Source organism: Mesorhizobium mediterraneum (assembly GCF_002284565.1).
GTDB classification, from domain to species: Bacteria; Pseudomonadota; Alphaproteobacteria; order Rhizobiales; family Rhizobiaceae; genus Mesorhizobium; species Mesorhizobium mediterraneum.
In genome coordinates this window covers 369,757-392,760 of sequence record NZ_NPKI01000026.1, presented here as the reverse complement: position 1 = coordinate 392,760, position 23,004 = coordinate 369,757, and the positions used below count along the sequence as shown (strand labels likewise).

Annotated in this window: 24 protein-coding genes and 1 tRNA gene; 13 read left to right on the top strand and 12 right to left on the bottom strand. The window is 61.6% G+C overall.

What is annotated here, in order from left to right; all coding sequences use genetic code 11:
* Window positions 1-12 precede the first annotated feature (12 nt).
* Window positions 13-1,566 carry a trimethylamine methyltransferase family protein gene (locus tag CIT25_RS21770; RefSeq protein WP_095486544.1) on the bottom strand — a complete coding sequence of 518 codons (1,554 nt, stop codon included), beginning with the start codon at window positions 1,564-1,566 and terminating at the stop codon, window positions 13-15.
* A gap of 159 nt (window positions 1,567-1,725) precedes the next feature.
* Here CIT25_RS21770 and CIT25_RS21765 point away from each other — a divergent pair, with 159 nt between their 5' ends.
* The 5 genes from CIT25_RS21765 (at window position 1,726) to CIT25_RS21740 (ending at window position 7,386) form a co-directional block, all read left to right on the top strand.
* Window positions 1,726-2,364: a TetR/AcrR family transcriptional regulator gene (locus tag CIT25_RS21765; protein ID WP_095486543.1), complete on the top strand. Its 639-nt coding sequence runs from the start codon at window positions 1,726-1,728 to the stop codon at window positions 2,362-2,364.
* A 195-nt stretch (window positions 2,365-2,559) separates the two neighbouring features.
* Window positions 2,560-4,719, top strand: coding sequence for a transglycosylase domain-containing protein (locus tag CIT25_RS21760; RefSeq protein ID WP_095486542.1), 2,160 nt, complete (start codon window positions 2,560-2,562; stop codon window positions 4,717-4,719).
* A gap of 112 nt (window positions 4,720-4,831) precedes the next feature.
* Complete coding sequence (locus tag CIT25_RS21755; protein ID WP_095486541.1) at window positions 4,832-5,416, top strand: DUF1214 domain-containing protein; 585 nt, start codon at window positions 4,832-4,834, stop codon at window positions 5,414-5,416.
* On the top strand, window positions 5,409-5,957 hold the full coding sequence (locus tag CIT25_RS21750) for a DUF1254 domain-containing protein (RefSeq protein ID WP_095486540.1): 549 nt from the start codon (window positions 5,409-5,411) through the stop codon (window positions 5,955-5,957). Before CIT25_RS21755 ends, CIT25_RS21750 begins: the two co-directional genes overlap by 8 nt.
* A gap of 409 nt (window positions 5,958-6,366) precedes the next feature.
* Window positions 6,367-7,386, top strand: coding sequence for a hypothetical protein (locus tag CIT25_RS21740; RefSeq protein WP_167391079.1), 1,020 nt, complete (start codon window positions 6,367-6,369; stop codon window positions 7,384-7,386).
* Window positions 7,387-7,537: 151 nt separating this feature from the next.
* Here the strand turns inward: CIT25_RS21740 and CIT25_RS21735 are convergent, their stop codons facing one another.
* From CIT25_RS21735 to CIT25_RS21725, 3 genes are all read right to left on the bottom strand, one after another.
* Window positions 7,538-7,885 carry a DUF1491 family protein gene (locus CIT25_RS21735; protein ID WP_095486537.1) on the bottom strand — a complete coding sequence of 116 codons (348 nt, stop codon included), beginning with the start codon at window positions 7,883-7,885 and terminating at the stop codon, window positions 7,538-7,540.
* A gap of 108 nt (window positions 7,886-7,993) precedes the next feature.
* Window positions 7,994-8,767 carry a peptidoglycan-binding domain-containing protein gene (locus CIT25_RS21730; RefSeq protein WP_095486536.1) on the bottom strand — a complete coding sequence of 258 codons (774 nt, stop codon included), beginning with the start codon at window positions 8,765-8,767 and terminating at the stop codon, window positions 7,994-7,996.
* The gene (locus CIT25_RS21725) at window positions 8,742-10,481 is read right to left on the bottom strand and encodes an ATP-binding protein (protein ID WP_095486627.1); all 1,740 of its coding nucleotides are present in this window, start codon (window positions 10,479-10,481) and stop codon (window positions 8,742-8,744) included. The genes CIT25_RS21730 and CIT25_RS21725 overlap by 26 nt, the downstream gene beginning before the upstream one ends.
* 532 nt (window positions 10,482-11,013) lie before the next feature.
* On the opposite strand from CIT25_RS21725, the gene CIT25_RS21720 reads away from it, so the two are divergent.
* Window positions 11,014-11,364, top strand: a complete 351-nt coding sequence (locus CIT25_RS21720) for a DUF5330 domain-containing protein (RefSeq protein ID WP_095486626.1) — start codon at window positions 11,014-11,016, stop codon at window positions 11,362-11,364.
* A gap of 115 nt (window positions 11,365-11,479) precedes the next feature.
* Window positions 11,480-11,908: a SufE family protein gene (locus CIT25_RS21715; protein WP_095486535.1), complete on the top strand. Its 429-nt coding sequence runs from the start codon at window positions 11,480-11,482 to the stop codon at window positions 11,906-11,908.
* A gap of 147 nt (window positions 11,909-12,055) precedes the next feature.
* On the opposite strand, the gene CIT25_RS21710 is transcribed toward CIT25_RS21715, so the two are convergent.
* Together CIT25_RS21710 and CIT25_RS21705 are read right to left on the bottom strand one after the other, a co-directional pair.
* Complete coding sequence (locus tag CIT25_RS21710; RefSeq protein WP_023800837.1) at window positions 12,056-12,481, bottom strand: Ros/MucR family transcriptional regulator; 426 nt, start codon at window positions 12,479-12,481, stop codon at window positions 12,056-12,058.
* Window positions 12,482-12,915: 434 nt separating this feature from the next.
* Window positions 12,916-13,284 carry an SH3 domain-containing protein gene (locus CIT25_RS21705; protein WP_095486534.1) on the bottom strand — a complete coding sequence of 123 codons (369 nt, stop codon included), beginning with the start codon at window positions 13,282-13,284 and terminating at the stop codon, window positions 12,916-12,918.
* A 120-nt stretch (window positions 13,285-13,404) separates the two neighbouring features.
* Here CIT25_RS21705 and CIT25_RS21700 point away from each other — a divergent pair, with 120 nt between their 5' ends.
* Window positions 13,405-15,546, top strand: coding sequence for a S9 family peptidase (locus tag CIT25_RS21700; protein WP_095486533.1), 2,142 nt, complete (start codon window positions 13,405-13,407; stop codon window positions 15,544-15,546).
* A 162-nt stretch (window positions 15,547-15,708) separates the two neighbouring features.
* Window positions 15,709-16,098, top strand: a complete 390-nt coding sequence (locus CIT25_RS21695; protein WP_095486532.1) for an SET domain-containing protein — start codon at window positions 15,709-15,711, stop codon at window positions 16,096-16,098.
* Window positions 16,099-16,105: 7 nt separating this feature from the next.
* Here CIT25_RS21695 and CIT25_RS21690 read toward each other — a convergent pair whose 3' ends face one another.
* The 5 genes from CIT25_RS21690 to CIT25_RS36415 form a co-directional block, all read right to left on the bottom strand.
* Window positions 16,106-17,056 carry a cytochrome c gene (locus CIT25_RS21690; protein WP_095486531.1) on the bottom strand — a complete coding sequence of 317 codons (951 nt, stop codon included), beginning with the start codon at window positions 17,054-17,056 and terminating at the stop codon, window positions 16,106-16,108.
* Window positions 17,057-17,065: 9 nt separating this feature from the next.
* Complete coding sequence (locus tag CIT25_RS21685) at window positions 17,066-17,509, bottom strand: c-type cytochrome (RefSeq protein WP_095486530.1); 444 nt, start codon at window positions 17,507-17,509, stop codon at window positions 17,066-17,068.
* A 199-nt stretch (window positions 17,510-17,708) separates the two neighbouring features.
* The gene (locus tag CIT25_RS21680) at window positions 17,709-18,305 is read right to left on the bottom strand and encodes a superoxide dismutase (protein WP_095486529.1); all 597 of its coding nucleotides are present in this window, start codon (window positions 18,303-18,305) and stop codon (window positions 17,709-17,711) included.
* A 121-nt stretch (window positions 18,306-18,426) separates the two neighbouring features.
* Window positions 18,427-19,305 (bottom strand): branched-chain amino acid aminotransferase, encoded by an 879-nt coding sequence (locus CIT25_RS21675; protein ID WP_095486528.1) that lies wholly within the window; start codon window positions 19,303-19,305, stop codon window positions 18,427-18,429.
* Window positions 19,306-19,366: 61 nt separating this feature from the next.
* On the bottom strand, window positions 19,367-19,642 hold the full coding sequence (locus CIT25_RS36415) for a hypothetical protein (RefSeq protein WP_158302625.1): 276 nt from the start codon (window positions 19,640-19,642) through the stop codon (window positions 19,367-19,369).
* Window positions 19,643-19,781: 139 nt separating this feature from the next.
* Here CIT25_RS36415 and CIT25_RS36410 point away from each other — a divergent pair.
* The 3 genes from CIT25_RS36410 (at window position 19,782) to CIT25_RS21665 (ending at window position 21,218) form a co-directional block, all read left to right on the top strand.
* Window positions 19,782-19,860, top strand: a tRNA-Phe gene (locus CIT25_RS36410).
* Complete coding sequence (locus tag CIT25_RS36405) at window positions 19,823-20,122, top strand: HAD-IA family hydrolase (protein ID WP_158302624.1); 300 nt, start codon at window positions 19,823-19,825, stop codon at window positions 20,120-20,122. The genes CIT25_RS36410 and CIT25_RS36405 overlap by 38 nt, the downstream gene beginning before the upstream one ends.
* Before the next feature lie 271 nt (window positions 20,123-20,393).
* Entirely contained in the window at window positions 20,394-21,218 is an 825-nt protein-coding gene (locus CIT25_RS21665; protein ID WP_095486527.1) for a L,D-transpeptidase, read from the top strand.
* 98 nt (window positions 21,219-21,316) lie between these two features.
* On the opposite strand, the gene CIT25_RS21660 is transcribed toward CIT25_RS21665, so the two are convergent.
* On the bottom strand, window positions 21,317-22,222 hold the full coding sequence (locus CIT25_RS21660; RefSeq protein WP_095486526.1) for an alpha/beta fold hydrolase: 906 nt from the start codon (window positions 22,220-22,222) through the stop codon (window positions 21,317-21,319).
* A gap of 118 nt (window positions 22,223-22,340) precedes the next feature.
* Here CIT25_RS21660 and CIT25_RS21655 point away from each other — a divergent pair, with 118 nt between their 5' ends.
* On the top strand, window positions 22,341-22,931 hold the full coding sequence (locus CIT25_RS21655) for a CGNR zinc finger domain-containing protein (protein WP_095486525.1): 591 nt from the start codon (window positions 22,341-22,343) through the stop codon (window positions 22,929-22,931).
* Window positions 22,932-23,004: the final 73 nt, after the last annotated feature.

Below are 23,004 nucleotides of genomic sequence, written 5' to 3'. Positions count from 1 at the left end.
CGTGCCGCCACCTCACGAAACCGGTGCCGCACCGCCCTCTTCGGTACGCCGCGCTATGAATTCGTCGAGGACGTCTGATGTGACAGCGGCCGAGGGCGGTGGCCGGAAGTCGGCCAACAGTCGTTTCCAGATGCCGGTGGCGCGCTCCGTGGCGGTTCTTGACCCGGCCTGCGTCCAGTTGCCGAAATTCGACCAGTCGGCCACCAGCGGCTCGTAGAATGCGGTGCGGTAGCGCGCTATTGTGTGTCCGGCCGAGAAGAAATGCCCGCCCGGCTGCACTTCCGCGATGGCCTCGAAGCCGATCGCGTCCTCGTCGCCAGGCGTCGCCGCGCAGAGTTCGGCGACCGTCTGCAGCGCCTCGATATCGGTGATCAGCTTCTCGAAGGAGACGCTCAGCCCGCCTTCGAGCCAGCCCGCGGCATGGATGCAGACCGTGGCGCCAGCAAGCACCGAGCCCCACAGCGCGAACTGGGTTTCGTGGGCTGCCTGCGCGTCCGAAATGTTGGCGGCGCTGCCGCCGCCGGACCGCCAGGGAAGGCCGGTGAAGCGTGCAAGCTGACCGGCGCCGAGCGTCGCCTTGATGTGCTCCGGTGTGCCGAAGGCCGGCGCTCCGGATTTCATGTCGACATTGGACGAGAAGGAACCATAGACGACCGGCGCGCCTGGCCGCACGATCTGGGCCAGCGTCAGCCCGACCAGCGCTTCGGCATGCTGCAGCGTCAGCGCGCCGGCCACCGTGATCGGCGCCATGGCGCCGGCCAGGCAGAAGGGCGTGATGATCAACACCTGCCCCGCCTTGGCAAAGTCGATGATGCCTTGCGCCATCGGAATGTCGAGCTGACGCGGCGAATTGGTGTTGATGACGGTGTAGCAATAGGCCCCCGAACGGAATTCGTCCTCGGACAGGCCGCGCGCCAGCCGCAGCATCTCGAACCCGTCCTCGACCTGCGGCGTGCCGCGCGCGAAAATGAACGGGAACTTGTCGGACAGCGTCAGCTGAGCCCGGTTGACGGCATAATGGCGCAAACGGTTGTCGATGTCCTGCGGCTCGATGCAAGGCCCCAGCATATGCAGGACGTCGAAATGCTGCACCAGCCGAATGAGATCCTCGAAAGCGGCAAGCGTCCCCGGCCGCCGGCCGCGCTCTAGATCGGTGACGTTCGGCGCGCCGGATCCCGCCAGGAACGTCATCGAGCCGAGCTCGAGCATCAGGTCTCGGGCACGGTCGCCGGCGTGCGCCCGGATCGATTTCGGCGCCGAGGCCAGCGCCGCCGCGACGATGTCGCGGCCGAGGCGCACCATCTGACTGTCCTCGTCGACCAAAGCGCCGGCACGGGCAAGAATGAGACGCGCTTCCGGCAACAGCACCTTGACACCGAGTTTCTCGAGCACGCGCAGCGCCGTGTCGTGGATCGCGGCGACGTGGTCGGCCGAAAAGACAGGCTGCGGCAGGAACGGGTTCTTCAGCGAACGATAGTCCGGCCGGCGGCTGCTCTCGCTGCCAGCCTCGCCGGTTCGTCCGCGCCTGCGTTCGCGCCTGAGGTTGCGTGCGGCGTCATCGACCATGGCGGATACTCCTCATTGCCGTATTGCCTTGCCCTGGGGATTGTAGGGAGAGGCCGCGATGACGCGCCGGCCGTTCGTTAGAGGCGGCAGGATACTTGCACTGTACATATGTGTCTAGTATGGTTGTATGCAGCTCTCCCCCATGCCTATTGTGCGGCCATGATCATGATTGCTCCGCGGGACGAGCCGGCGCCCGGCAACATCAAGGTGACGCGCTGGGACTGGATCAGTCTTGCGCTCCAGACATTGATTTCAGACGGCATCGAAAGCGTGCGCGTGCTGCCGCTCGGCCAGAAGCTCGGCGTTTCGCGCTCAAGCTTCTACTGGTATTTCGATAGCCGTCAGGATCTGCTCGACCAGTTGCTTGCCCATTGGCGGGATACCAACACCAAGGCGATCGTCGAACGCGCGCAGCGGCCGGCCGAAAGCATCATCATGGGCGTCATGAACGTGTTCGAATGCTGGGCGGACGAGCGCCTGTTCGATCCTAGGCTCGACTTCGCCATCCGGGAATGGGCGCGTCGCTCCGATGACGTGCGCCGGGCAATCGACCAGGCCGACAATGACCGCCTGGGCGCGATCCGCGACATGTATCGCCGGCATGGCTATGATGAAGAGGATGCCTTCATCCGCGCCCGGGTGCTCTACTACATGCAGATCGGTTATTATGTGCTTGACCTCAAGGAGCCGGTCGAGGCGAGGGTCAGTCATCTCGCCGCCTACCTGCGCAGTTTCACCGGCCAGGAGCCAAGCGACGCCGACGTGGCGCATTTCATGCGCTTTATCGCGGCGCGGTAATATTGAAAGCGGATGCGCGCCTGCAAAGCGGTGGAGGTGGCCCCTCAAACTCCTATCTAAAAACTGTAACGCGCAAGTCTACCTCGCCCTTGTGAGCGGCGCCAAAATGAACGAATAGTCTTGGTAGGCGCGTCGCCCTGAAATTGCCCCCGTGCAGTTTCTCACTGGGAGGCGTAGCCGCAGCCGGATCCTGGAATGGCCAGCCCTTTGAAACCACGCAAGAGAAGAGGTCCGATTGCCGCAAGACTGCTGGCTGCGGATGCGTGGTTCGATTCCTCGCTCTACGAGATCGGCTTCAAGGCGCGCCGGTTCTGGGAAGCGGCCACCATTTTTTTCCGGCGCTTCCGCGTCTCCGGCTGGCGCCGCGGCATCATCGAACTGTTGAGCGAGGGTTTTACGCTCGGCGCCGGCGGCATCGTCGTCATGCTGGCGCTTGCGCTGCCAGCCTTCCAGGAGACCGCCGGCGACTGGCGGGCCCAGGGTGATTTCGCCGTCACCTTCCTCGATCGCTACGGTAACGAGATCGGCCAGCGCGGCATCATCCAGCGCGATTCGGTGCCGGTCGACGAGATGCCCGACCAGGTCATCAAGGCGGTGCTGGCCACCGAGGATCGGCGTTTCTTCGATCACTACGGCATCGATGCGCTCGGCCTTTCGCGCGCGATCTTCGCAAATGTGCGGGCGAATTCCGTGGTGCAAGGGGGCTCGAGCATCACCCAGCAGCTGGCCAAGAACCTGTTCCTGACCAATGAACGGACATTGGAACGCAAGATCAAGGAAGCCTTCCTGTCGCTGTGGCTCGAGGCCAATCTGTCGAAGAAGGAGATCCTGCAGCTCTATCTCGATCGCGTCTATATGGGCGGCGGCACCTTCGGCATCGAAGCGGCCGCTGATTTCTATTTCGGCAAAAGCGTCAAGGATCTGAACCTCGCCGAAGCGGCGATGCTGGCCGGCCTGTTCAAGGCACCGACCAAATACGCGCCGCACATCAACCTGCCTGCTGCCAGGGCGCGGGCCAATGTGGTGCTGTCCAATCTCGTCGAGGCCGGCTTCATGAGCGAGGGCCAGGTGCTGCAGGCGCGGCTGCATCCGGCCGAAATCGTCGACCGCGGCGAGCAGAAAAGCCCGGATTACTACCTCGACTGGGCATTCGAAGAGGTCAAGAAGATCGCGGCGAAATCCGGCCAGCATTCGCTGGTCGCTCATACCACTTTCGACGCCAACATCCAGAAGGCGGCGGAAGAATCGATGGAGTTCCATCTCCGCCAGTTCGGCAAGGAATACAACGTCACCGAAGGCGCCATGGTCGTCATCGAAACCAATGGCGCAGTCAGGGCGATCGTCGGCGGCCGCGACTACGGCGCCAGCCAGTTCAACCGCGCCACCAAGGCGCTGCGCCAGAGCGGCTCATCGTTCAAACCCTATATCTATGCAACGGCGATGGAGCACGGCTTCACTCCGGACTCCGTCGTTTCCGGCGGGCCGATCTCCTGGGGCAGTTGGTCGCCTCACAATTACAATGGCGGGTCGGCCGGCAAGGTCACGCTGATCACGGCGATGGCCAAATCGATCAACACCGTGCCGGTGCGGCTGGCCAAGGATTATCTCGGCATCAAGCCGATCAAGGCGATGGCGGAAGCCATGGGCGTCGAATCGCCGCTCGAATCGCACAAGACGATGGTGCTCGGCACTTCGGGCATGACCGTGATGGACCAAGCGACAGGCTATAGCGTCTTCGCCCAGAACGGCTTTGTCGGCTCCCGGCATGGCATCACCCAGCTCGTCACCCATACCGGCGAGATGGTTTACGATTTCGCCAAGGATGCGCCGCCGCCGCATCGTGTGCTGTCGGAACAGGCGCTGAAATATATGAACACCATGCTGGCGGCGGTGCCGGTGATGGGCACGGCGCGGCGCGCTGCCCTTCCCAACATCGTTTCGGCCGGCAAGACCGGCACCACGCAATCTTACCGTGATGCCTGGTATGTCGGCTTCACCGGCAACTACACGGCTGCCGTGTGGCTCGGCAATGACGACTTCACCCCAACCAACAACATGACCGGCGGCTCGCTGCCGGCGATGGTGTGGCAGCGGCTTATGGTCTATGCGCACCAGAATATCGATCTCAAGCCGATCCCCGGTCTCGATCATCCCTTCGTCGACGAAAAAATTGCCGCCAAGGCCGAGGACGCGGAAAAGAAGAACGCCGAGCAGGCAGCGGCGGACGCCGCCGCCGAGCGCCCGCCGGTGCTGTCCAGCCAAACCACGCGGGCGCTCAAGGACATCACGAGGCTGTTCCAGTCGGCGCCCGTCCTCAAGGCACCTGCGACGCCGGAGACCCTGTCGGCGCTTTGACGCCCGCACACGACGGGTCATGCTCGCGCAGGCAATTCCACAGAGGTCCGCTTGCCATGGCCCCCTGCCCCGCGATATCCCCAAGCGGCACTCCTCTTTCCCGCGGCTCCTCATGCTCAAAAACGCATTCCTGACGCTCCTTGCGCTTGCCATAGCCATCGGCGGCGGCGGCGGCGGCGTCTGGCACGCTCTCAAGACGCAGGATGGCATCGGCGCGATCCGGATCGGCCCATGGACGGCGTTTCCCGATATCGGCACGCAGGCGGCGGACCCCTATTCGAAAGCCCGTGTGGCGCGCGAGGGTGTGCTGGCGCTCGGGCAGGCAGAGGGCCTGTCTTTTGTCGCCGAACGCGATTCCGGCGGCGAGCAATTGAAACGTCAATGCGCCTATGAAATAGAAGGCGGATTTCCAACGGCCCGGTTCTGGACCCTCTATGCCGCCGATCAGTCGCTCGGCGTGATCGAGACCGACAAGCCGAGGCTTGCGGCACTTCAATCCTACCAGGTGCTGCGCCAGCCCGACAATTCGGTGGTGATTTCCGTCGGCCACCGCCCCGCGCCCGGCAACTGGCTGCCTTCCGACGGCTCCGGTCGGATGTATTTCGTGCTGACATTCTACGACACGCCGATCGCCAGCAGCACGGGTCTTTCGGATATCACGCTACCGCAGATCCTGAAGGTCGGCTGCAATGCGTAGGCTGCTGCACGCGATCTTGCTCGGCCTGCTTGGCGCCGGTGTCGTGCATATCATCGTGCTGCTGCTCGTCCCGGAATTTTCCGAACGCGATGCCTGGTCGCGTCTGGCCATGGCCTCGGACCTCTATAGGATGACCAGGCTGGACGCAGAGGCCGGCGGCACGCCGGTGGTAAAATCCGTCGATCCACTGTTTTACGCGGCGGCTTGCCGGTTCGATCTGTCCGAAGGGATGGTGCGGATCAAGGCACCCGGAAACGTCCCGTTCTGGTCCGTATCGGTCTATGACCGAAGCGGCCACAACATCTATTCCTTCAACGACCACAGCGCGACCGGTAGAGTGCTGGACAGTATCGTGCTGACGCCGGCGCAAATGATCGAGATCCGCAAGAATCTTCCCGAGGAATTGCAAGGGGCAATCTTCGTCGAGGCGCCCATCGACGAAGGCATGTTCGTCATCCGCTCCTTCGTGCCCGACGACAGCTGGAAGCCGGTCGTGTCACGGTTTCTCGAGCAGAGTTCCTGCGAGCTGCAGGATTTCTAAAGGGATCCCGAAACTCAGTGGTGCGGAACAGGCAGCGTCCCTGACGAGCCTGGCATCGAGCCCGGCTTGTCCCGACCGGCGCCTGTCCGGCTCTCGCCCGTCAGTGGCCGTTGCTCATAACGGACGCCGGGGAAAATGATCACCGCCGCCGGCGTACCGGTGTTTCGTTCTGCTCGATTGGTTGCCGCCGTTCGCGGCACGAAAGACAGTACCATGCCCATGGTTCGTGCATTCCTCTCGGTTGCCCCGGAGCACAACGCAACGCCTCCAATCTGATTAAGGACGGCAGTAGGTTAACGGAACGCTAACGGATCGCCGCTAACTTGATCTTTGTTCTTGGGAAATGCGAAACCGACACAGTCCCGGTCGAGCATGGTCCAGATTGTGTCGAGTGTCAGGCGTATCCTTCGTGTCAGCTTCGGATTTCAGGCAAATCGCTATACGGGCTGAATCGGGAAAGGCTGAAAGGCTGTTCCGCGCCGCGGTGTCGGCGTTCTGTTCGCTCACCCGCCCTTCGCGCCGGGAGATTGCACAGCTTGAAGATCTGACGCTTCCACTTTTCGCCAATGTGTCGGTCGAATCGCGCCGCTACGTCGCTGCCGCCCTTTCCGAGTGCGAATATGCGCCCACGGCGCTGGTCCGGCGGCTTTGCGAGGAGCCGGTCGACATCGCCGCCCCGCTGCTCATCCGCTCGCGCGCGCTCAGCAACATCGATCTCATCGCGCTGATCGGGCGGCACGGCCTGCCGCATGCGCGCGCCATTGCGCGCCGCAAGGACCTGAACCCGACCATCGCCCACCTGATCAAGGCGCTTGAAAAGCCGACGCTGGTGAGCGTGCGTCAGCCCGAGACGATCGCCAAGACGGCGCCTGAAAGCGCCGAAGTCGTTGTGCCCGGTCCCGACCGGCAGCAGGTGCCCGGCGCCGGCGCCGAAAATGCACGGCGCCGGCTGCGGTCGATGATGCATGCCGACGCGGAGAGCGGCGGCGCAACCATCAATCCGTTCACCGGTGCTGAAACCTATGTCAAACTGCGCGAGACGGCGCTGACCGGCAACGCCGCATTCTTCCAGACAGCACTGGCCGACGCGCTCGAAATCGATTTTTCAACGGCGCGGTCGCTCACCGCAACCCAGAACTACACGTCGCTGCTGGCCGCCCTGCGCGCGCTCGACCTCAGCGAAGACAAGGCGTTCCTGATCACCGTTGCCGTCTACCCCACAGAGTTTCCGCATCCGCAGGCCATCCGCATCTTCCTCGACCGCTACCGTCTGCTGCGTCGCGATGCAGCGCTGGACAGGGTTCGCGGCTGGAAGGCCGAGATACTGTCGAAGGCCATTCGCAGTACCGGACCCGTTGCGGCAAACGCCGACATCCGCAAGGCAGACAGCGACAATGCTGCCATCAGCCTTAAGGTGCGGCGCGTCTGAAGAGATTCAAGCGACGCGCCTTAAGTTTTTTGTTTTTATGCATGTCGTTATCCCAAAACCGCTGCGCACTTTTGGGCGACATACATGAAGGCGCGGCGCGTCTGAAGAGATTCAAGCGAACGTTTCAAGCCTTTGTCTTTCATGCATATCGTTAGAGCGACTTGACGGAAATAAGCTCCTCGACGGGAACAGCGCCGGCCTCGATCTCGACCACCCAGATGTCGGGATCGAATTTTTTCTCCCTTTCCAGTCGCGCGTCAAAGACGGCGGCATCGTCGCCAGCGCCGAGCAGGCTGAAAAACCGGTCGTCGGGTTTGGCTGAATCGTAGCTCGTCTGCGGCGCCGGCCCAAACAGGGCGATCTCGCCCATGCGGCCACGCGCCAGCACGAAGACCGCGCCGGCCTCGGTCGCGCCGCGCTTAACCACGGCGGCGAAGCCCCCGGCGCTGAAAACCCGGCGCAAAAGGGCCGACACCCACAGATCGGTGGTTACGCGCATGGCAAGGTTCTGGACGACATCGGACGGTACTTAGAGCAAAGGTCCGAAAACCGAAATCGGTTTTTGCCCATCCGGTTGGCGAACGCCTCGACCGTCAGGCGTCGACTGTCAGTTGGTCAGGCCGATCTCGCGCATCTTGACGTAGACGACCTCGTCGGGCTCGCCAGTCTCCGGTAGCCCGAACAGTGACTGGAACTCCTTGATCGCTGCCTTGGTGCGTGCCCCAACCACGCCATCGAGCTGCATGTCGTCATTGCCAAATGCCTTCAAACCGGCCTGAATCTTGATAATGCGGGCGTCAGGTGCCTGCGCCGACGCATCCGCCGGCGCCGAAGCGGAAACGGGAATCGCGGCCATGTCGTCCGGGCGCGGCGCCGGATGCGGCACGACCGTCGAGGCGGTTGGCGTGGCGCCTAGTTGATCGAGCAGCACACTGTCGATCTCGCCGGAAGCGTTGAGCCCGACCTTCTGCTGATAGGCCTGTATGGCGTTGCGCGTGTTGGGGCCGGAAATGCCGTCGACGGTGCCGGAATAGAAATCGAGATCCTTCAAGATGCCCTGGACCTGCTCGACGACCGGATCGCTCTTGATCGGAGCGGGGGCCGAGCCCGGCCGCACGATGTTGATGGTGGTCTCGGGCTCGTCGGCGTCTGCGCGAGGAAAGCCCTCTATGCTCCTGGTCGCGAAGAATGCGCCGGCATGAGGAAAAGGCTGATACCACAGGGCATTCGCCGAGACGTAAAACAGCGTCACCAAGAAGGCGGTCGAACCGCCGACCAGAATCGGATTGCGCGAGATCAGGCTGCCGACGGCGACCGCGCCACCCTGGAAGGCATTGCCGCGGCGCTTGACCGCCTTAGGCTGTTTTGCGGAGCGAGCCATGCCTGTCCCCTTTCGTCTCCGCCTTGGCCACGGGCATCGGCAGCACGCCGGGCTTGTCCGTCGAACGTCCCTTCGGTCCGTTCACCGGCAAGCTGATCGTTACTGTGGTGCCCTCGCCCGGCATGCTTTCGATCGACATCGTGCCCTCGTGCAGCGCCACCAGGCCCTTCACCAGCGACAGGCCGAGCCCGGTTCCCTCGAAGCGGCGCGTATAGTCGTTCTGGATCTGCATGAACGGCTTGCCGAGATTGGCAAAGTCTTCCTCGGCGATGCCGATGCCGGTGTCTCTGACCCAGAAATGCAGTCGCGAGCCGATCCGCTTGGCGCCGACGATGACATCGCCGCCATCGGGCGTGAACTTGATGGCGTTGGAGACGAGATTGATGAGTATCTGCTGCACGGCACGGCGATCAGCGTTTATCTCGCCGGCATCCGGTGCGATCTGAGCCTGCAGATCGATGTTTTTTGCCTCGGCCTGCTGCCGCATCATGGACTGGCACATTTCGACCGCTTCCACGAAACGGAACGGTTCCGGCTCGGCCGCGTAGGCGCCCGATTCGATCCTCGACACGTCGAGTATCGAGGTGACGACGGCAAGCAAATGCTGGCCGGACTCCTTGACCAAGCCGACATATTCCTTCTGGCGCGGATCCTTGAACGTGCCGAACATCTCATGCAGCAGCATGTCGGAGAAACCGATGATGGCGTTCAACGGCGTGCGAAGCTCGTGGCTGACGACCGCCAGAAACCGTCCCTTCGCCACTTCGGCAGACGCGGCCGCCTCGTTCGCAGCGGCAAGCTCTTCGCGCAATCCGGCGACTTCGTCGTTTTCGCGCAAGACGAGCGTGAAGACGTCCTGCTGCTCCTTCGCCCGCGTCAGCTCAAGGGAAAACGGCCGGTAATTGTCCGCCGTTGGGCCGTGGCCGTTTTGCGGCAGCCGGACGCGAAAATCGAGCCGGCGCGTCGACGCGCCATCGCGCATGTCGGCCAGCGCGCTGAGGTATGCGACGCGATCGGACAGATGGATACGATCGAACAGGCCAGTACCGAACAGCAGCTCCGGCTGCAGTTTCAGGATCGTGCGCGCTTTTGCCGACGCATCCAGAACCTCGCCATGCCTGCCGACCCGCAGGACAACGGCGTCGATGACGTTCTCGAGCCGTTCGTCGGTCGCCGGATCAAGCTGCGCGCCGGCCGGGCTGCCAAGTCTCGCGACGCGGGGAACGAGGGTGAGCACCCAGGCCAGCGGCAGCAACCAATGCCACGCAGCGATTTCTGCCGCGCCGAACGGGAAGACGGAACCGGCAAAAGCCTGCAGCACGATAGCGACAAATGCGGATACCGCACCCCACAATGCAGCGCGACGAGACGCGCCAATCCACCAGGCTTCGAACGGGAGCGCCACGACAAGCATGGCAACTGGAGAGGCCAGACCGCCCGCCGCGGCAATGACGCCGGCAAGGGCAAGACTGCCCATCGCCAGGGCGACCTGGCTGGCGAACGCCATCTTACCCGATGCTGCCACCAGCAAGGCGGCAAACCAGCAAAGGCCGAAAGCCGCAAAGATCGCAGCCATGGTCAGGGCCGCGCCCATGCCCGAGGTGACCAGCGTGACTGCTGCACCTGCGGCGAAGAACGGAGCGGCCAGCATGACACCGATAAACCGGCGCTGGCACCGGCGATCGTTCTGTCCGAGGATGGACGGATGAACCATACGTTCGCAACCGGCTGCCATCGCGCCGGGCAACTCAACGTATCTGGCCCCGATCGAACTCAACTCAACGCACTCGCACCCGGTCGTGAACAGCCCTGCTTCGCAGGTTGCTTTTGTTGCTCTGAAACTCGCATCCAGCGTTTAAGGAATGGATAAGGCGGGACCGACCAATGCCCGGCCTGAGGCAAATATTGGGAGACCGGCGCGGCAAAACCTGGGCAATTGCAGCCATAGTAAATGGAGCGTTATCCGGGCGGATCGTCCTTCTGCCTCTGACAGTCGCCACCGGCACGCCGCACTTCTGGGAAATACCTATAGAAAACAGCCAGACGGATGGTTAACCCCAAGTGAAGAAAATCATCTGGATTTGAGGCAAACGCATTGCAAAATGCTTCGTTTCGAATTTGCCTAAAATTTGAGGAAAATTTTCGCTGACCAGGCAAGCCGTCCTTTGCGCGTCTATGCCACTATCGTATCCAAAGAGGTCATGCCGCACGAATGCATGATCCGATCACGGATGAGAGGCATACAGATGGGCTTTCTGATAAGAATGGCTTTCTGGTTTTCGCTGGTGCTTCTGGCGCTGCCGCTGAATGTCGGCTCCGACGAGACAGGCCACCAAAGCGTCGGGCCGATCCAGGCCTTGTTTGCGGCGCGTGAAGCGGTCGGCGACATTGCCGGCATATGCGAGCGCAAGCCCGACGTCTGCGAGACCGGCAAGTCCGCAATGCACACGATCACCGCCCGAGCCAAGGAGACCGCCAAGATCGCGGCCGCCATGTTGGACGACAAGACCGCCGAACCCGACACGGCGACAACGACCGGCAGCGTGCCCGAAGACATCGTCTTGCCCGCAAAAGTCGACCTGCCGGCGAAGAACTGAGATATTTTGTCAGCGCATCTGTCGCTGCATCGCAGGCCCTCCGCCCTCTCGACGCCTATGGTGTTTTTCCTCTTTTTCCGTGACGCGGCGTCGCCGGATGACTATATCCGTGGTGATGACCACGACGATCCAAACGATCCGCGACGACTTCTCCCTGCTTGACGAGTGGGAAGACCGCTATCGCTATGTGATCGAGCTGGGCGAGGCCCTGCCGCCGTTTCCCGATGAGGAACGCAACCCCGCCAACAAGGTGCCTGGCTGCGTCAGCCAGGTCTGGCTGACCACTGAATATGGACCGGGGCCCGACCCAGTCGTCACCTTCGCCGGTGATTCGGACGCCCATATCGTGCGCGGCCTCGTCGCTATCATGCTGGCGCTGTTTTCGAGACGACCCGCCAGCGAGATCCAGAAAACCGACGCGGAAGTCACGCTGAAGGCACTCGGCCTCGACGAGCACCTGTCGCCGCAACGCGCCAATGGTCTTCGTTCTATGGTCAAGCGCATCAAGCGCGACGCCGAGGCGGCCTTGAGGCAGACCGCCTGATTAGGCCACAGCGGGATTGGCCTGCATGATGGCGAGCCCTCGCATATGGCGCAACGCCTATCGATTGCTCCAGCAATGCCCCAAAAGCAAAACGGCGCCCGAAGGCGCCGTTGATCGTCTAACCCAGGTTGGGAAAGACAGCCGGTATCAGCGCCCCTTGCGCTTGCGGCCGAGACCCATCTTCTTGGCAAGCTGTGAGCGGGCGGCAGCATAGTTGGGAGCAACCATCGGATAGCTTGCGTCCAGGCCCCATTTTTCACGATACTCGTCGGGCGTCAGACCGTAGTGGGTCATCAAATGGCGCTTCAGCGACTTGAACTTCTTGCCGTCTTCAAGACAGACGATGTAGTCGTCATGGACGGAGCGCTTCGGGTTTACTGCCGGCTTCTGCTTGTCGGCAGGAGGCTGTTCACTGGCCCCGCCCACGCGCCCGAGGGCGGCATGGACATCGGCGATAAGGCTCGGCAGCTCGCCGACCGGCACCGGATTGTTGCTGACATAGGCGGCTACGACATCGGCCGTCAATTCGATCAGCGCATCACTATTTCTGGAAGGTGTTTCGATAATATCCATGGCTTCATGGCCCCAACGAGAGTTGTTTCTATCCGCGCCCTATTTTTGGCAGGTCGGGCACCGCGCGAAATTTTTGCAGGAAAGAGCCTCTGCGATTCGCGTCGCAGCATTCTAATGAGCCAGTGCACCAAGTAAGTCAATTCGCTTCTTGTGCTATATTCATCGATGTTAATAAAATATTCCACGATTAGCTTCAATCTTTCGTGCACTCTGTAACTTTGCGATATTTTCTGGTCAGACCAGTGGCGGCTGACGCAGCGTCAAGCTGCCGTTACATCCGTGATGGACAGTAAAAATATCTGAATGCTTGGCTATGCTTGGTTGTAGCGTAAGCTATTTGGTTGTTTTCAGAGTCTACGAAACCATAGGTTGCGATTTATCCCTGCTGTCTGCGAGCAAGCCGGAAATCGGCGCTGCGGACCGGCACCGGGCCTTCATTGTGGCGTGATGTACTTTCCATAGACCCAGCCGGTGACGAAATTGCCGCTTTGGGCCGGATCGTGCCAGACTTCGCACCAGCGATAGCGGACCTTTTCCACCTGCTGCGAGGCCGGCTGATTGGCGATGTCGAGCAGGTTTATGCCGCCGGTGCATTTGCCGGTCATCTGCAATACGGCACCGTTGGGATAGGCGGCCTGCTTCTGCGATGACCCGGCCGGATATTTGCGCACGTTGAGTGTGTCGCCAAACGGAACGTTGGTCACTTGCCAAGCTGCGAACACGGTTGCATGAGATTGGCCGGTAAAGGCCAAAACAGTCGAGGCGACGGCGAAAGCCGCGGCAGCGTGAAAACGGAATTTCATTTTTTCTCTCTCCTCCGGCTCATCTTCTGGAGCTCGGCGCAAAACATATATTCCGGCTCTTGAACCTGCGCTGATCGGCGTGTTCATTCTCCATTCAAGTAACTTCCACAGCGAGACGCAATGACCAGAACCCCAGCATTTCCGACTGTCAGCCCGCCACAACCAGAGAAGCGACCGGTCTTCGATATACATCATGGAGTAAACCGGACGGACGACTATGCCTGGCTGAGAGCCGACAATTGGCAAGAGATGTTCAGGGACCCGTCCCTGCTCGACGGCCAAATCCGCGCCCATCTCGACGCCGAGAACGTCTATCAGGCAGCGTTGATGGCCGACACCGCCCAGTTGCGGACGCAGCTTTTCAAGGAGATGAAGGGCCGCATCAAGGAAGACGATTCTTCGGTGCCGATGAAGGATGGGCCATACGCCTACGGGTCATCTTTCAAGCTTGGCGGCGAGCAGCCGCGTTATTTCCGAACACCGCGCGATGGCGGCGACGAGCAGATCCTGCTCGACGGCGACCTCGAGGCCGAGGGCAAGGCCTATTTCCGCCTCGGCGGCGTCGACCATTCGGCCGATCAAGGCAAGCTCCTGTGGGCGTTCGACGACAAGGGCTCTGAATTCTTCACGCTTCGCGTGCGCGATCTCGCCAGCGGCGAAGAGTTGCCGGATAGGATCCCGGACACAGGTGGCGGCGGCGTGTGGGACGCCGGCAACGACGGGTTTTTCTACACCCGCCTCGACTCCAACCATCGCCCCTCCAAGGTGCTGTTCCATGCCCTTGGCGACAGTCATGAGAACGACCGGCTGATCTATGAGGAAACCGATCCAGGCTTCTTCATGAATGTCGGCGGCACGCGCTCCAACGAGTGGATCATGATCGGCATCAACGATCACGAGACGTCGGAGTACCGACTGATGAGCGCCAGCGAGCCGTTCGCCGAACCGAAGCTGGTTTCGCCGCGCGAGACCGGCCTGCAATACGACCTCGAAGAAGGCGGCGACATCTTCTTCATTCTCACCAACGCCGACGGCGCCAAGGATTTCAAGATCATGACGGCGCCGGCGAACGACCCGGTGCGTGCTAACTGGCAGGAACTGGTGCCGCACGAAGCGGGCCGGCTGATCCTCTCGGTGATCGGCTTCAAGGACCATATGGTCAGGCTTGAACGCAAGGAAGGCCTTCCGCGCATCGTCGTGCACGATCGCAAAAGCGGCGAGGAACACCTCATCTCTTTCGACGAGGAAGCCTTCTCGCTCGGCCTGTCGGGATCCTATGAATACGACACCGAGATCATGCGCTTTTCCTACTCGTCGATGACGACGCCGGCGCAGGTCTTCGACTACAACATGCGCACCCGCGAACGTGTGCTGCTGAAGACCCAGGAAGTTCCGTCCGGTCACGACCCGGACCATTATGTGACGCGGCGGCTGATGGCGCCCGCCGCCGACGGCGAACTGGTGCCGGTCTCGCTCATCCATCACCGCGAAACACCGCTCGACGGATCAGCGCCTTGCCTGCTCTACGGCTACGGATCCTACGGCATCACGGTGCCGGCCGCGTTCAACACCAACTGCCTTTCACTGGTCGATCGCGGCTTCGTCTACGCAATTGCCCATGTCCGCGGCGGCAAGGAAAAGGGTTACGGCTGGTACGACGACGGCAAGCGGGCGCACAAGATGAACACGTTCACCGATTTCGTCGCAGTCGCACACCACCTCGTCGCCGAGCGCTACACGGCCCATGACCGCATTGTCGCCCAGGGCGGCTCGGCCGGCGGCATGCTGATGGGCGCGATCGCCAACATGGCGCCGGAATGTTTTGGCGGGATCGTGGCCGAGGTTCCGTTCGTCGACGTGCTGACCACGATGCTCGACGCGACCTTGCCGCTGACGCCACCGGAATGGCCCGAATGGGGCAACCCGATCGTCTCGGAGGAAGACTACCGGACGATCGCAGCCTACTCGCCCTACGACAATGTCGCCGCGCTCGACTATCCGCCGATCCTGGCGCTTGCCGGCCTCACCGACCCGCGTGTCACCTACTGGGAACCGGCCAAATGGGTAGCGCGGCTGCGCGACCGCAAGACCGGCGACAATCCGGTGCTGTTCAAGATCAACATGGACTCCGGCCATGCCGGCGCATCCGGCCGGTTTTCCAGGCTCGAGGAAATCGCCTTCACCTATGCCTTTGCGCTGAAGGTAGCGGGCAAGGCCACCACAGCGCCGACCGCCCTTATGGACGCGCAAAGGGCGCTGTAGGAGCTTGATCTTGCGCATGATCCTCAGCGGAAATTCGATTCCGATTCCGGGTCATGCGCTACTGATTTTCTGCTCGCAATTGCGATGGCCGCGCGCTACCCAATGCGCGGCTTTTCGCGGCCGCGCCAACCAAAATCACCCAGTCACTCCAAAGGGTCTGCCATGTTGCTCGTCGACGTCTATCTCGACAAATCGCCTATCCAAGGCATTGGTGTTTTTGCCAAGAACCACATTCCCCGTGGCACACTGCTTTGGAAGCTCGATCCCAATTACGACCGGCGCATCCCTGTCGAGACCTATGAGCGCGAAACCGGGCCGATCAAAGCCTATCTCGATCGCTATTCCTATCCCGACCGGCGCGACCCCAACTACATCGTCTTCGAAGCCGACGACGCGCGCTACATGAACCATGCCGATGACCCGAATTGCGACGTCGCCTCGCCCGAGGAGACATATGCGTTGCGCGATATCGCGGCCGGCGAGGAATTGACCTGCGACTACAATCATTTCTTCGAAACCGGTTTCGATTTCCTGGGCGATCGCCACCCGTAATCGAACATTAGCTCGAAGGCTGCTTGCGTGCCGGATAGCCGTTGGGATGCGGCGGTATGGCCTTCAGATAGGCTGCGATCGCCGCGCGGTCCTCGGGCGTCAGCTCGGCCATGTTTCTCTGCACATCGACCATAGCGCCACCCACGGAATCGAAATCCGGCGTGAAGCCGGTTTCGAGATAGTAGGCGATATCGGTCTCTGACCAGTCACCGAGCCCGCCTTCGCCCGAAGTGATGTTCGGGACGATGCCGCTGCCTTCGGCGGCCGCAGCACCCGCTAGCCACTGGCTTTTCTTGCTGCCACCGATGAAATCCCGCGGCGTATGACATTCGCCGCAATGGCCAGCCCCTTCGACCAGATAGCGACCTGCCAGCACCGGCTGCGGCGTCCCGTCCGGAAAGGAAACCACCGGCTGATCGCCCAAATAGAGACGTTTCCACAGCCCGATGCCGCGACGGATGTTGAACGGGAATCCTAGCGCATTGGGCGGCGCCTTGCCGGTGACAGCGGGGAGCGTCTTCATGAAGGCATGGAGATCGGCAATATCGGTCGGCTTCATGCGCGCGTAGGATGAATAGGGAAACGCGGGGTAAAAATGTTCGCCGCCCGGCGACACACCCTTCAGCATGGCGTTGGCGAGGTCTTCCACCGACCAGGCGCCTATACCGTCCTTGGCATCCTGCGAAATGTTTGGCGGCACGAAAGTCCCGAACGGCGTCTTGAGTTGGAGACCGCCGGCCAGTTGAAGGCGGGTATCGCCCTGCGAGCCTGGCTTCGCATGACAGGACGTGCAGCCGCCGGCATAAAAAATACGCTTGCCCCTGGCGGCATCGCCGGGGCCGAGCTGCGCCAGGGTCTCAGTGTCTAGCCTGACCGGCGCCGACAGGAACCAGCCGGCAACTGCGCCGGCGGCGCCTAGAAGAAGAGCGGCGCCGACGAGTTTTTTCGGCAGGCGCATCGCCCGCTATCAGCCCTTCTTTATCCTGTAGGTCTGGTGGCAGGTGCCGCAATCACCGCCAATGGTATTGAACTGCGCCTTCAAGGCATCGACGTCGGCAGGGGCGGCGGCCGCCGCAGCCTTGACGTTGGCGAGATACTTGCCCTCAACCTCCTTGAAGCCGGCCATATCTTCCCAGATCTTGGGAGCAGCCGTGGTGTCGCCGGTGTCGCTGCCCGCCGGGAAAAAAGTGTCGACGTTGGCATGGAATTTCTCCGCGTTGGCCTGCAGCGCCTGCAATGCCGTCAGCACGGCGGCGGCATCGTAAGGGGCCTCGCCCTTGACAACTTTCGACAATTGGCCGGCGATCTTTCCACGTTCCTTCATCAGGGCCTGCCGGTCCTGGATCGGATCGGCAAACGCCGCCGAACCGGCGAAGGCGAGCATCGAGATGGCGAGGATAAGCTTTCTCATTCAACTGGCTCCTTGGTGAAGACGTTTTCGGGTAAAGGTCGGTACCGATCGATAACGGCAAAGGTGGCTTAAAAATTCCGGAAATTCGCCTCACGCTTGTGTGAATTTTTGCGACAGTCGTTCTTGTGTGGAAATGAGCGACCGATCTCGAGCCAAAAGAAAAGCCCCGTTTCCGGGGCTTTTCTGCAACTCGAACGGCTTACGCCTTTTCGTATGTCTCGAGAACGTAGTCCCAGTTGATGAGACTGTCGACGAAAGCTTCGAGATATTTCGGCCGGGCGTTGCGATAGTCGATGTAATAGGAGTGCTCCCAGACATCGACGCCCAGGATCGGCGTCGCGCCATGGACCAGCGGGTTCTCGCCGTTCGGGGTCTTCGAGATCGCCAGCTTGCCGTCCTTGACCGAAACCCAGGCCCAGCCCGAACCGAACTGAGTGGTTCCGGCGGCGATGAAGTCCGCCTTGAATTTGTCGTAGCCGCCAAGGTCGCTGTCGAATGCCTTTTGCAGCGCGCCCGGCAATTTGTTGCCGCCGCCGCCCTTCTTCATCCACTTCCAGAAATGGATGTGGTTGTAGTGCTGGGCGGCATTGTTGAAGAGCCCGGCATTCTTGCCGAAGGACTGTTTTACAACGTCTTCGACCGACAAATCGCCCAGGCCGGCTTCGGCAGCCAGCTTGTTGCCGTTGTCAACATAGGCCTTGTGGTGCTTGTCGTGATGGTACTCCAGCGTCTCCTTCGACATGTAAGGCTGCAAGGCCTCGTAGTCATAGGGCAAGGCGGGCAGTTCAAAAGCCATCGGTCGTACTCCTCGTGGAAAAAATCCGGTGTCGATACCGGACTAACATAGGTCTGGATTGATGTGGAGCAACTCCGGAATGAAGCGCCGGTTCGCTTTTTAGCCAGTCAGCTTTAGCCAGTCATCCGGCCGAAGTCGAATGCGCCCAATCCCAATAGAGTTCGCGCGCCTTCTTGGCTACAGGCCCGGGTTGTAGATTGCGGTCCTCGATGCGGGTGACCGGCACGACTTTCGAATGGTTTCCCGTCGAGAATATCTCGTCTGCTTCGAGGAAATCGCCCACCGACAGCGTCTTCTCGGTGGTCTTGAACCCGTACTCGCCAAGCAGCGTCATCGTCCGCGAGCGGGTGATGCCGGACAGGAACGTGCCATTCGGCGCCGGCGTCAGGACATGGCCGTCCTTGACCAGGAAAATGTTCGAGGTTCCGGTCTCGGCGACATTGCCCAACATGTCGAGCACCAAGGCGTTGTCGAAGCCGCGCATCTTGGCTTCGAGGATGGCACGGCCGTTGTTGGGATAGAGGCAACCGGCCTTGGCATTGGTCGGCATGGTTTCGATGGTCGGGCGCCGGAACGGCGAGACGCTGACCGAAAAGCCCGCTGGCGAGATCATCGGCGATTCGTAGAGGCAAAGGCAGAAACGGGTCGAGGCCGGATCGGCCGGCACGCCCATGTAACCACCATGCTCGGCCCAGTACATCGGCCTGATATAGACCGCCGTCTTGCCATCGAACTTCTTCAGCCCGTCCCAGGTTAGCCCGACGATTTTTTCGGTGCTCATGGATGGTTTGAGGCCGAGCGCGATCGCCGAGGCGTTCACCCTCGCGGCGTGGCGATCGAGGTCGGGGGCGACGCCCTCGAACCAGCGGGCGCCGTCGAACACGCTGGTGCCGAGCCACATGGCATGGCTGCGCGGCCCCAGAATGGCGACGTTGCCTTCGTGCCAGTCGCCGTCCACGAAGGTCCATGTCGCGGATTGCGCCGCAGTCGCCAGTGTCATCGCTTGGTTCCGTTTCAGAGCTGTCCTGTGTCGCCAATGGAAGATGCTTTGGCGTCTGCCGTCAACGGGCATCGCTGAGATTTGTTGAGGCCAGCGCTATGTGAACTGCAATCTGTGCTTGCGCCTTGCCCTGCCTCGCCGCAAAACTGTCATCATGCACCATGCGGCTTACGTTTTCGACGCCTACGGCACGCTGTTCGACGTGCATGCCGCCGTACGCCGTCATGCCGACCAGATCGGGCCAGACGGCCAGCTGCTTTCGGAGATCTGGCGCGCCAAGCAGCTGGAATATTCCTGGGTGAGGACGCTGATGGGCGCCTACGCCGATTTCTGGCAACTCACCGAGCAGGCGCTCGATTTCGCCTTGCGTAAGGTTCCCTCCGCAGACAAGGGGCTCAGGGCCAAGCTGCTCGACGCCTATTGGCGGCTCGACTGCTATCCGGAGGTGCCGGCCGTGCTCAAGGCGCTCAAGGCATCGGGCGCGAGACTGGCGATCCTCTCCAACGGCTCGCCTGAAATGCTGGAAGCGGCGGTCAAATCCGCCGCGCTCGACCAGGTTCTGGACGACATCTATTCCGTCGATGCCGTCAGGCGCTTCAAGACCGATCCGTCGGTCTACGACTTGATCACGACAGGCTGGCGCCTCTATCCGGGCGCGGTGTCGTTTCAGTCATCCAACCGCTGGGACGTCGCCGGCGCGACCAAATTCGGCTTCCGGACAGTCTGGATCAACCGCTCCAACCAGCCCGAGGAATACCGGGACTTTCCGCCGGCCCTGATCCTGCCCTCGCTCGAAGGCCTGTTGGCCGGAGGCTAGCGCATGACCCCAAAGTCGGAATCGATTTTTGGAAAGGATCGTGGGCAAAGTAAAAGTGCCACAGCGTCCTTTACGCGTCCAAATGGACGCGGCGCCGTAGGCCTGTTGCCTCGGTGCAACAGCGGCGGCGCCGTCACAGCTTTGCCTTTGTTTGTCCACCCTCAGGCCAGAATCGGAACCGCCTATCGCGCCGGGGCATTGGTAGGGCTGGCGCCGTAGTGATCGGCGTATTCATGTTTTGTTTCGATTTGAGACCTAAAAAAAGGCAACCATGTCCACAACCGAAATCGAATCCTATCGCCTGAGCCGTCGCGGCTTTCTCAACGCCGCTGCGCTCGGCGCCGCCTCGATTGCGGTTTCCGCCTGCACCACGGTGGGAGGGCAGCCGGTTCAGCCTCCGCCGCCAGTCAGTGTCGAGCCGCCGCTCCTGGACTATGCAACAATGTACGCTCCGGTCAGCGACGGTGGGTTCGACCTCCCGGGCATACCGTTCGAGAAAATCGACGAGCAATTTCTGCGTCAGATCGTTCCCGATCCGACCGGCCAACGGCCCGGCACCATCGTCGTCGATACGGCCGGCCACCACCTCTATCTCGTGCGTCCGGGCGGACAAGCCATCCGTTATGGCGTCGGACTGGGTCGTGCCGGTTTCGAATGGTCGGGCGACGCCGTCGTCCAATGGAAGCAGAAATGGCCGAAATGGACCCCGCCGGACGAAATGATTGCCCGGCAGCCTGAGCTCGCAAAATACAGCGCCGACAATGGCGGCATGCCCGGCGGCCTCACGAACCCGCTCGGCGCGCGTGCGCTGTATCTCTTCCAGGGCAACCAGGACACACTTTACCGCCTGCACGGCTCGCCGGAGTGGAACTCCATAGGTAAATCGGTGTCATCTGGCTGCGTTCGCTTGATAAATCAGGACATTATCGATCTCTACGACCGCGTGCCCGGCAAGGCGCCGGTGATCGTTACCTCCGGTATCGGTGAACCGATGGATGCCCCAGCAAACCGGAAGGCCATTCCGATCGATGACGGCGTGCCGGAAGGATCGATCCTGCTCGGCGCGGCCAGAACAATCTCGGACTCGATTTTCTGAGCTGGTCGAAAGTGCTGGAGGAGCGGACATTCGCCCTTCTCACTGTCGATCCGGACACGCCAAAGCATTCACGCACCCCGCCGAGTTCTCTGCCGCCGTCACTTGGCGGAATCTCGAAACACGCCGGCGTCCACGTCGAGCATGAAGCGGCTCACAAGAGCCGCGCATTCTCTATGATGGGTTTCCAAAAGCTGGTGTCCGCTTTCGAAGACGTGGATCTCCAGCGCATCAAGGGTGCGGTTGTATGCCATGATCTCGTTGATATCAAACAAGGGATCGTGCCTACCCCAAAGCAGAAGGCACGGCGGCTGATGCTCGGAGTGGTAGGCCCGGATGGTCGGGAAACGCGCAATGTGCGACCCGTAATCGGAGAAGATCTTGAACTGGATATCGATGATTCCGGGCCGCGACAGACGCTCCCAGTCGAGATGCCAACCCTCGGGAGGATAGAGAGACGCCAGGCGCTCCGGCTGCTCTCCGACATACTGGTATCGGGTCGTCTCGAAATTCATCCAGTCGGGGAGCTTGGCCCTGTTCTCCTCGGTCGGGTCGGCAAAGAACGCCTTCGGGGCGTCCCATCCCTGCCCCAGCCCCTCCTCATGCGCATTGCCGTTCTGGACAATCAGACCACGGATGCGGTCCGGCCGGCGTGTTGCGAGGTGATAGCCTACCGGGGTGCCGAAATCGTGGATAAACAGGAAGAATCCCTCGAGGTCCAGCGCAGCGAGGAACGCGTCGATCGTGTCGGCAATGTTCTCGAACGTGTAGTCGTAGGCATCGGCGGATGGCGCGGAGGAGTAGCCGAAACCAGGCAGATCCGGCGCAAGGACATAGGCGGTTTCCGCCAATGGCTCGATGATGTTGCGATACATGTAAGACGAGGTCGGATAGCCGTGCAGCAGCAGGATCGCCGACCTCGCCGGGTCGCCGGCATGCCGGTAGAAGATGTCCAGGCCTTTGACATCGATGGTCTCGTGGCGGGTCTTGTGGTGATGGTTTTGCATCTCTCATTCCTCCTTCTCGTGCCGGACGTGACATCGCCCTGGCCTCGAAACCGGATTTCCATATTATAGCGGTTACAGTGCTTGTAACCGGATAACAGGTCAGACGAGGTTAGGTTCCGTGGCGAACGCACATACGCAATGGGTGCAGGAGCACTTCATTGGCGGGCACCCCGCCCTCGACCTGGCGAACGCCGTGTTCAATCGGCGGGTGCCCGAGCAGGATAACGAACTGCTTAAATCCGCCCGGGACATCGGAAACTGGTTCAAGGCATCGGGGCTTGCAGATGCTCGCCAGGCAGAAGCGGTCGCCAGCATAACGGGCGAACCGCTCATCGAACGGGTCCACGCGGTGCGGGAGGCGTCGGCCCGGGTCTTCGGGGCGATCGCCGCGGGCCGGCCCCCCGCGATGGAGGCGCTGAGCTTCCTGTTTTCCGGTGCGGCAAGCGGGCTTGCCGCCGGGTCCATCTTACCGACCGACGCGCGACCGGAACTCACTTTGGTCGAGTGGCGGAACCCGGCCGCCGTCACGGCCTTCCTGGCCGTGCTGTCGGTGGAAGCCTTCTTCACCCTGTCGCGGGAAAGGCTGCGCTCCTGTCCGCGCTGCGGCTGGCTTTTCCTGGACACGTCGCGAGGCGGGAAACGCCGCTGGTGCAGCATGCGGACTTGCGGAAACCGCGAGAAGGTGTCGCGCCACAGGGAGCATGCCTAACCGAACGGCTTCATCGTGATGTAGCGGCAGAGACAAGACCACAGCGGATGCCGTCGGCCGCCACATCTATCTT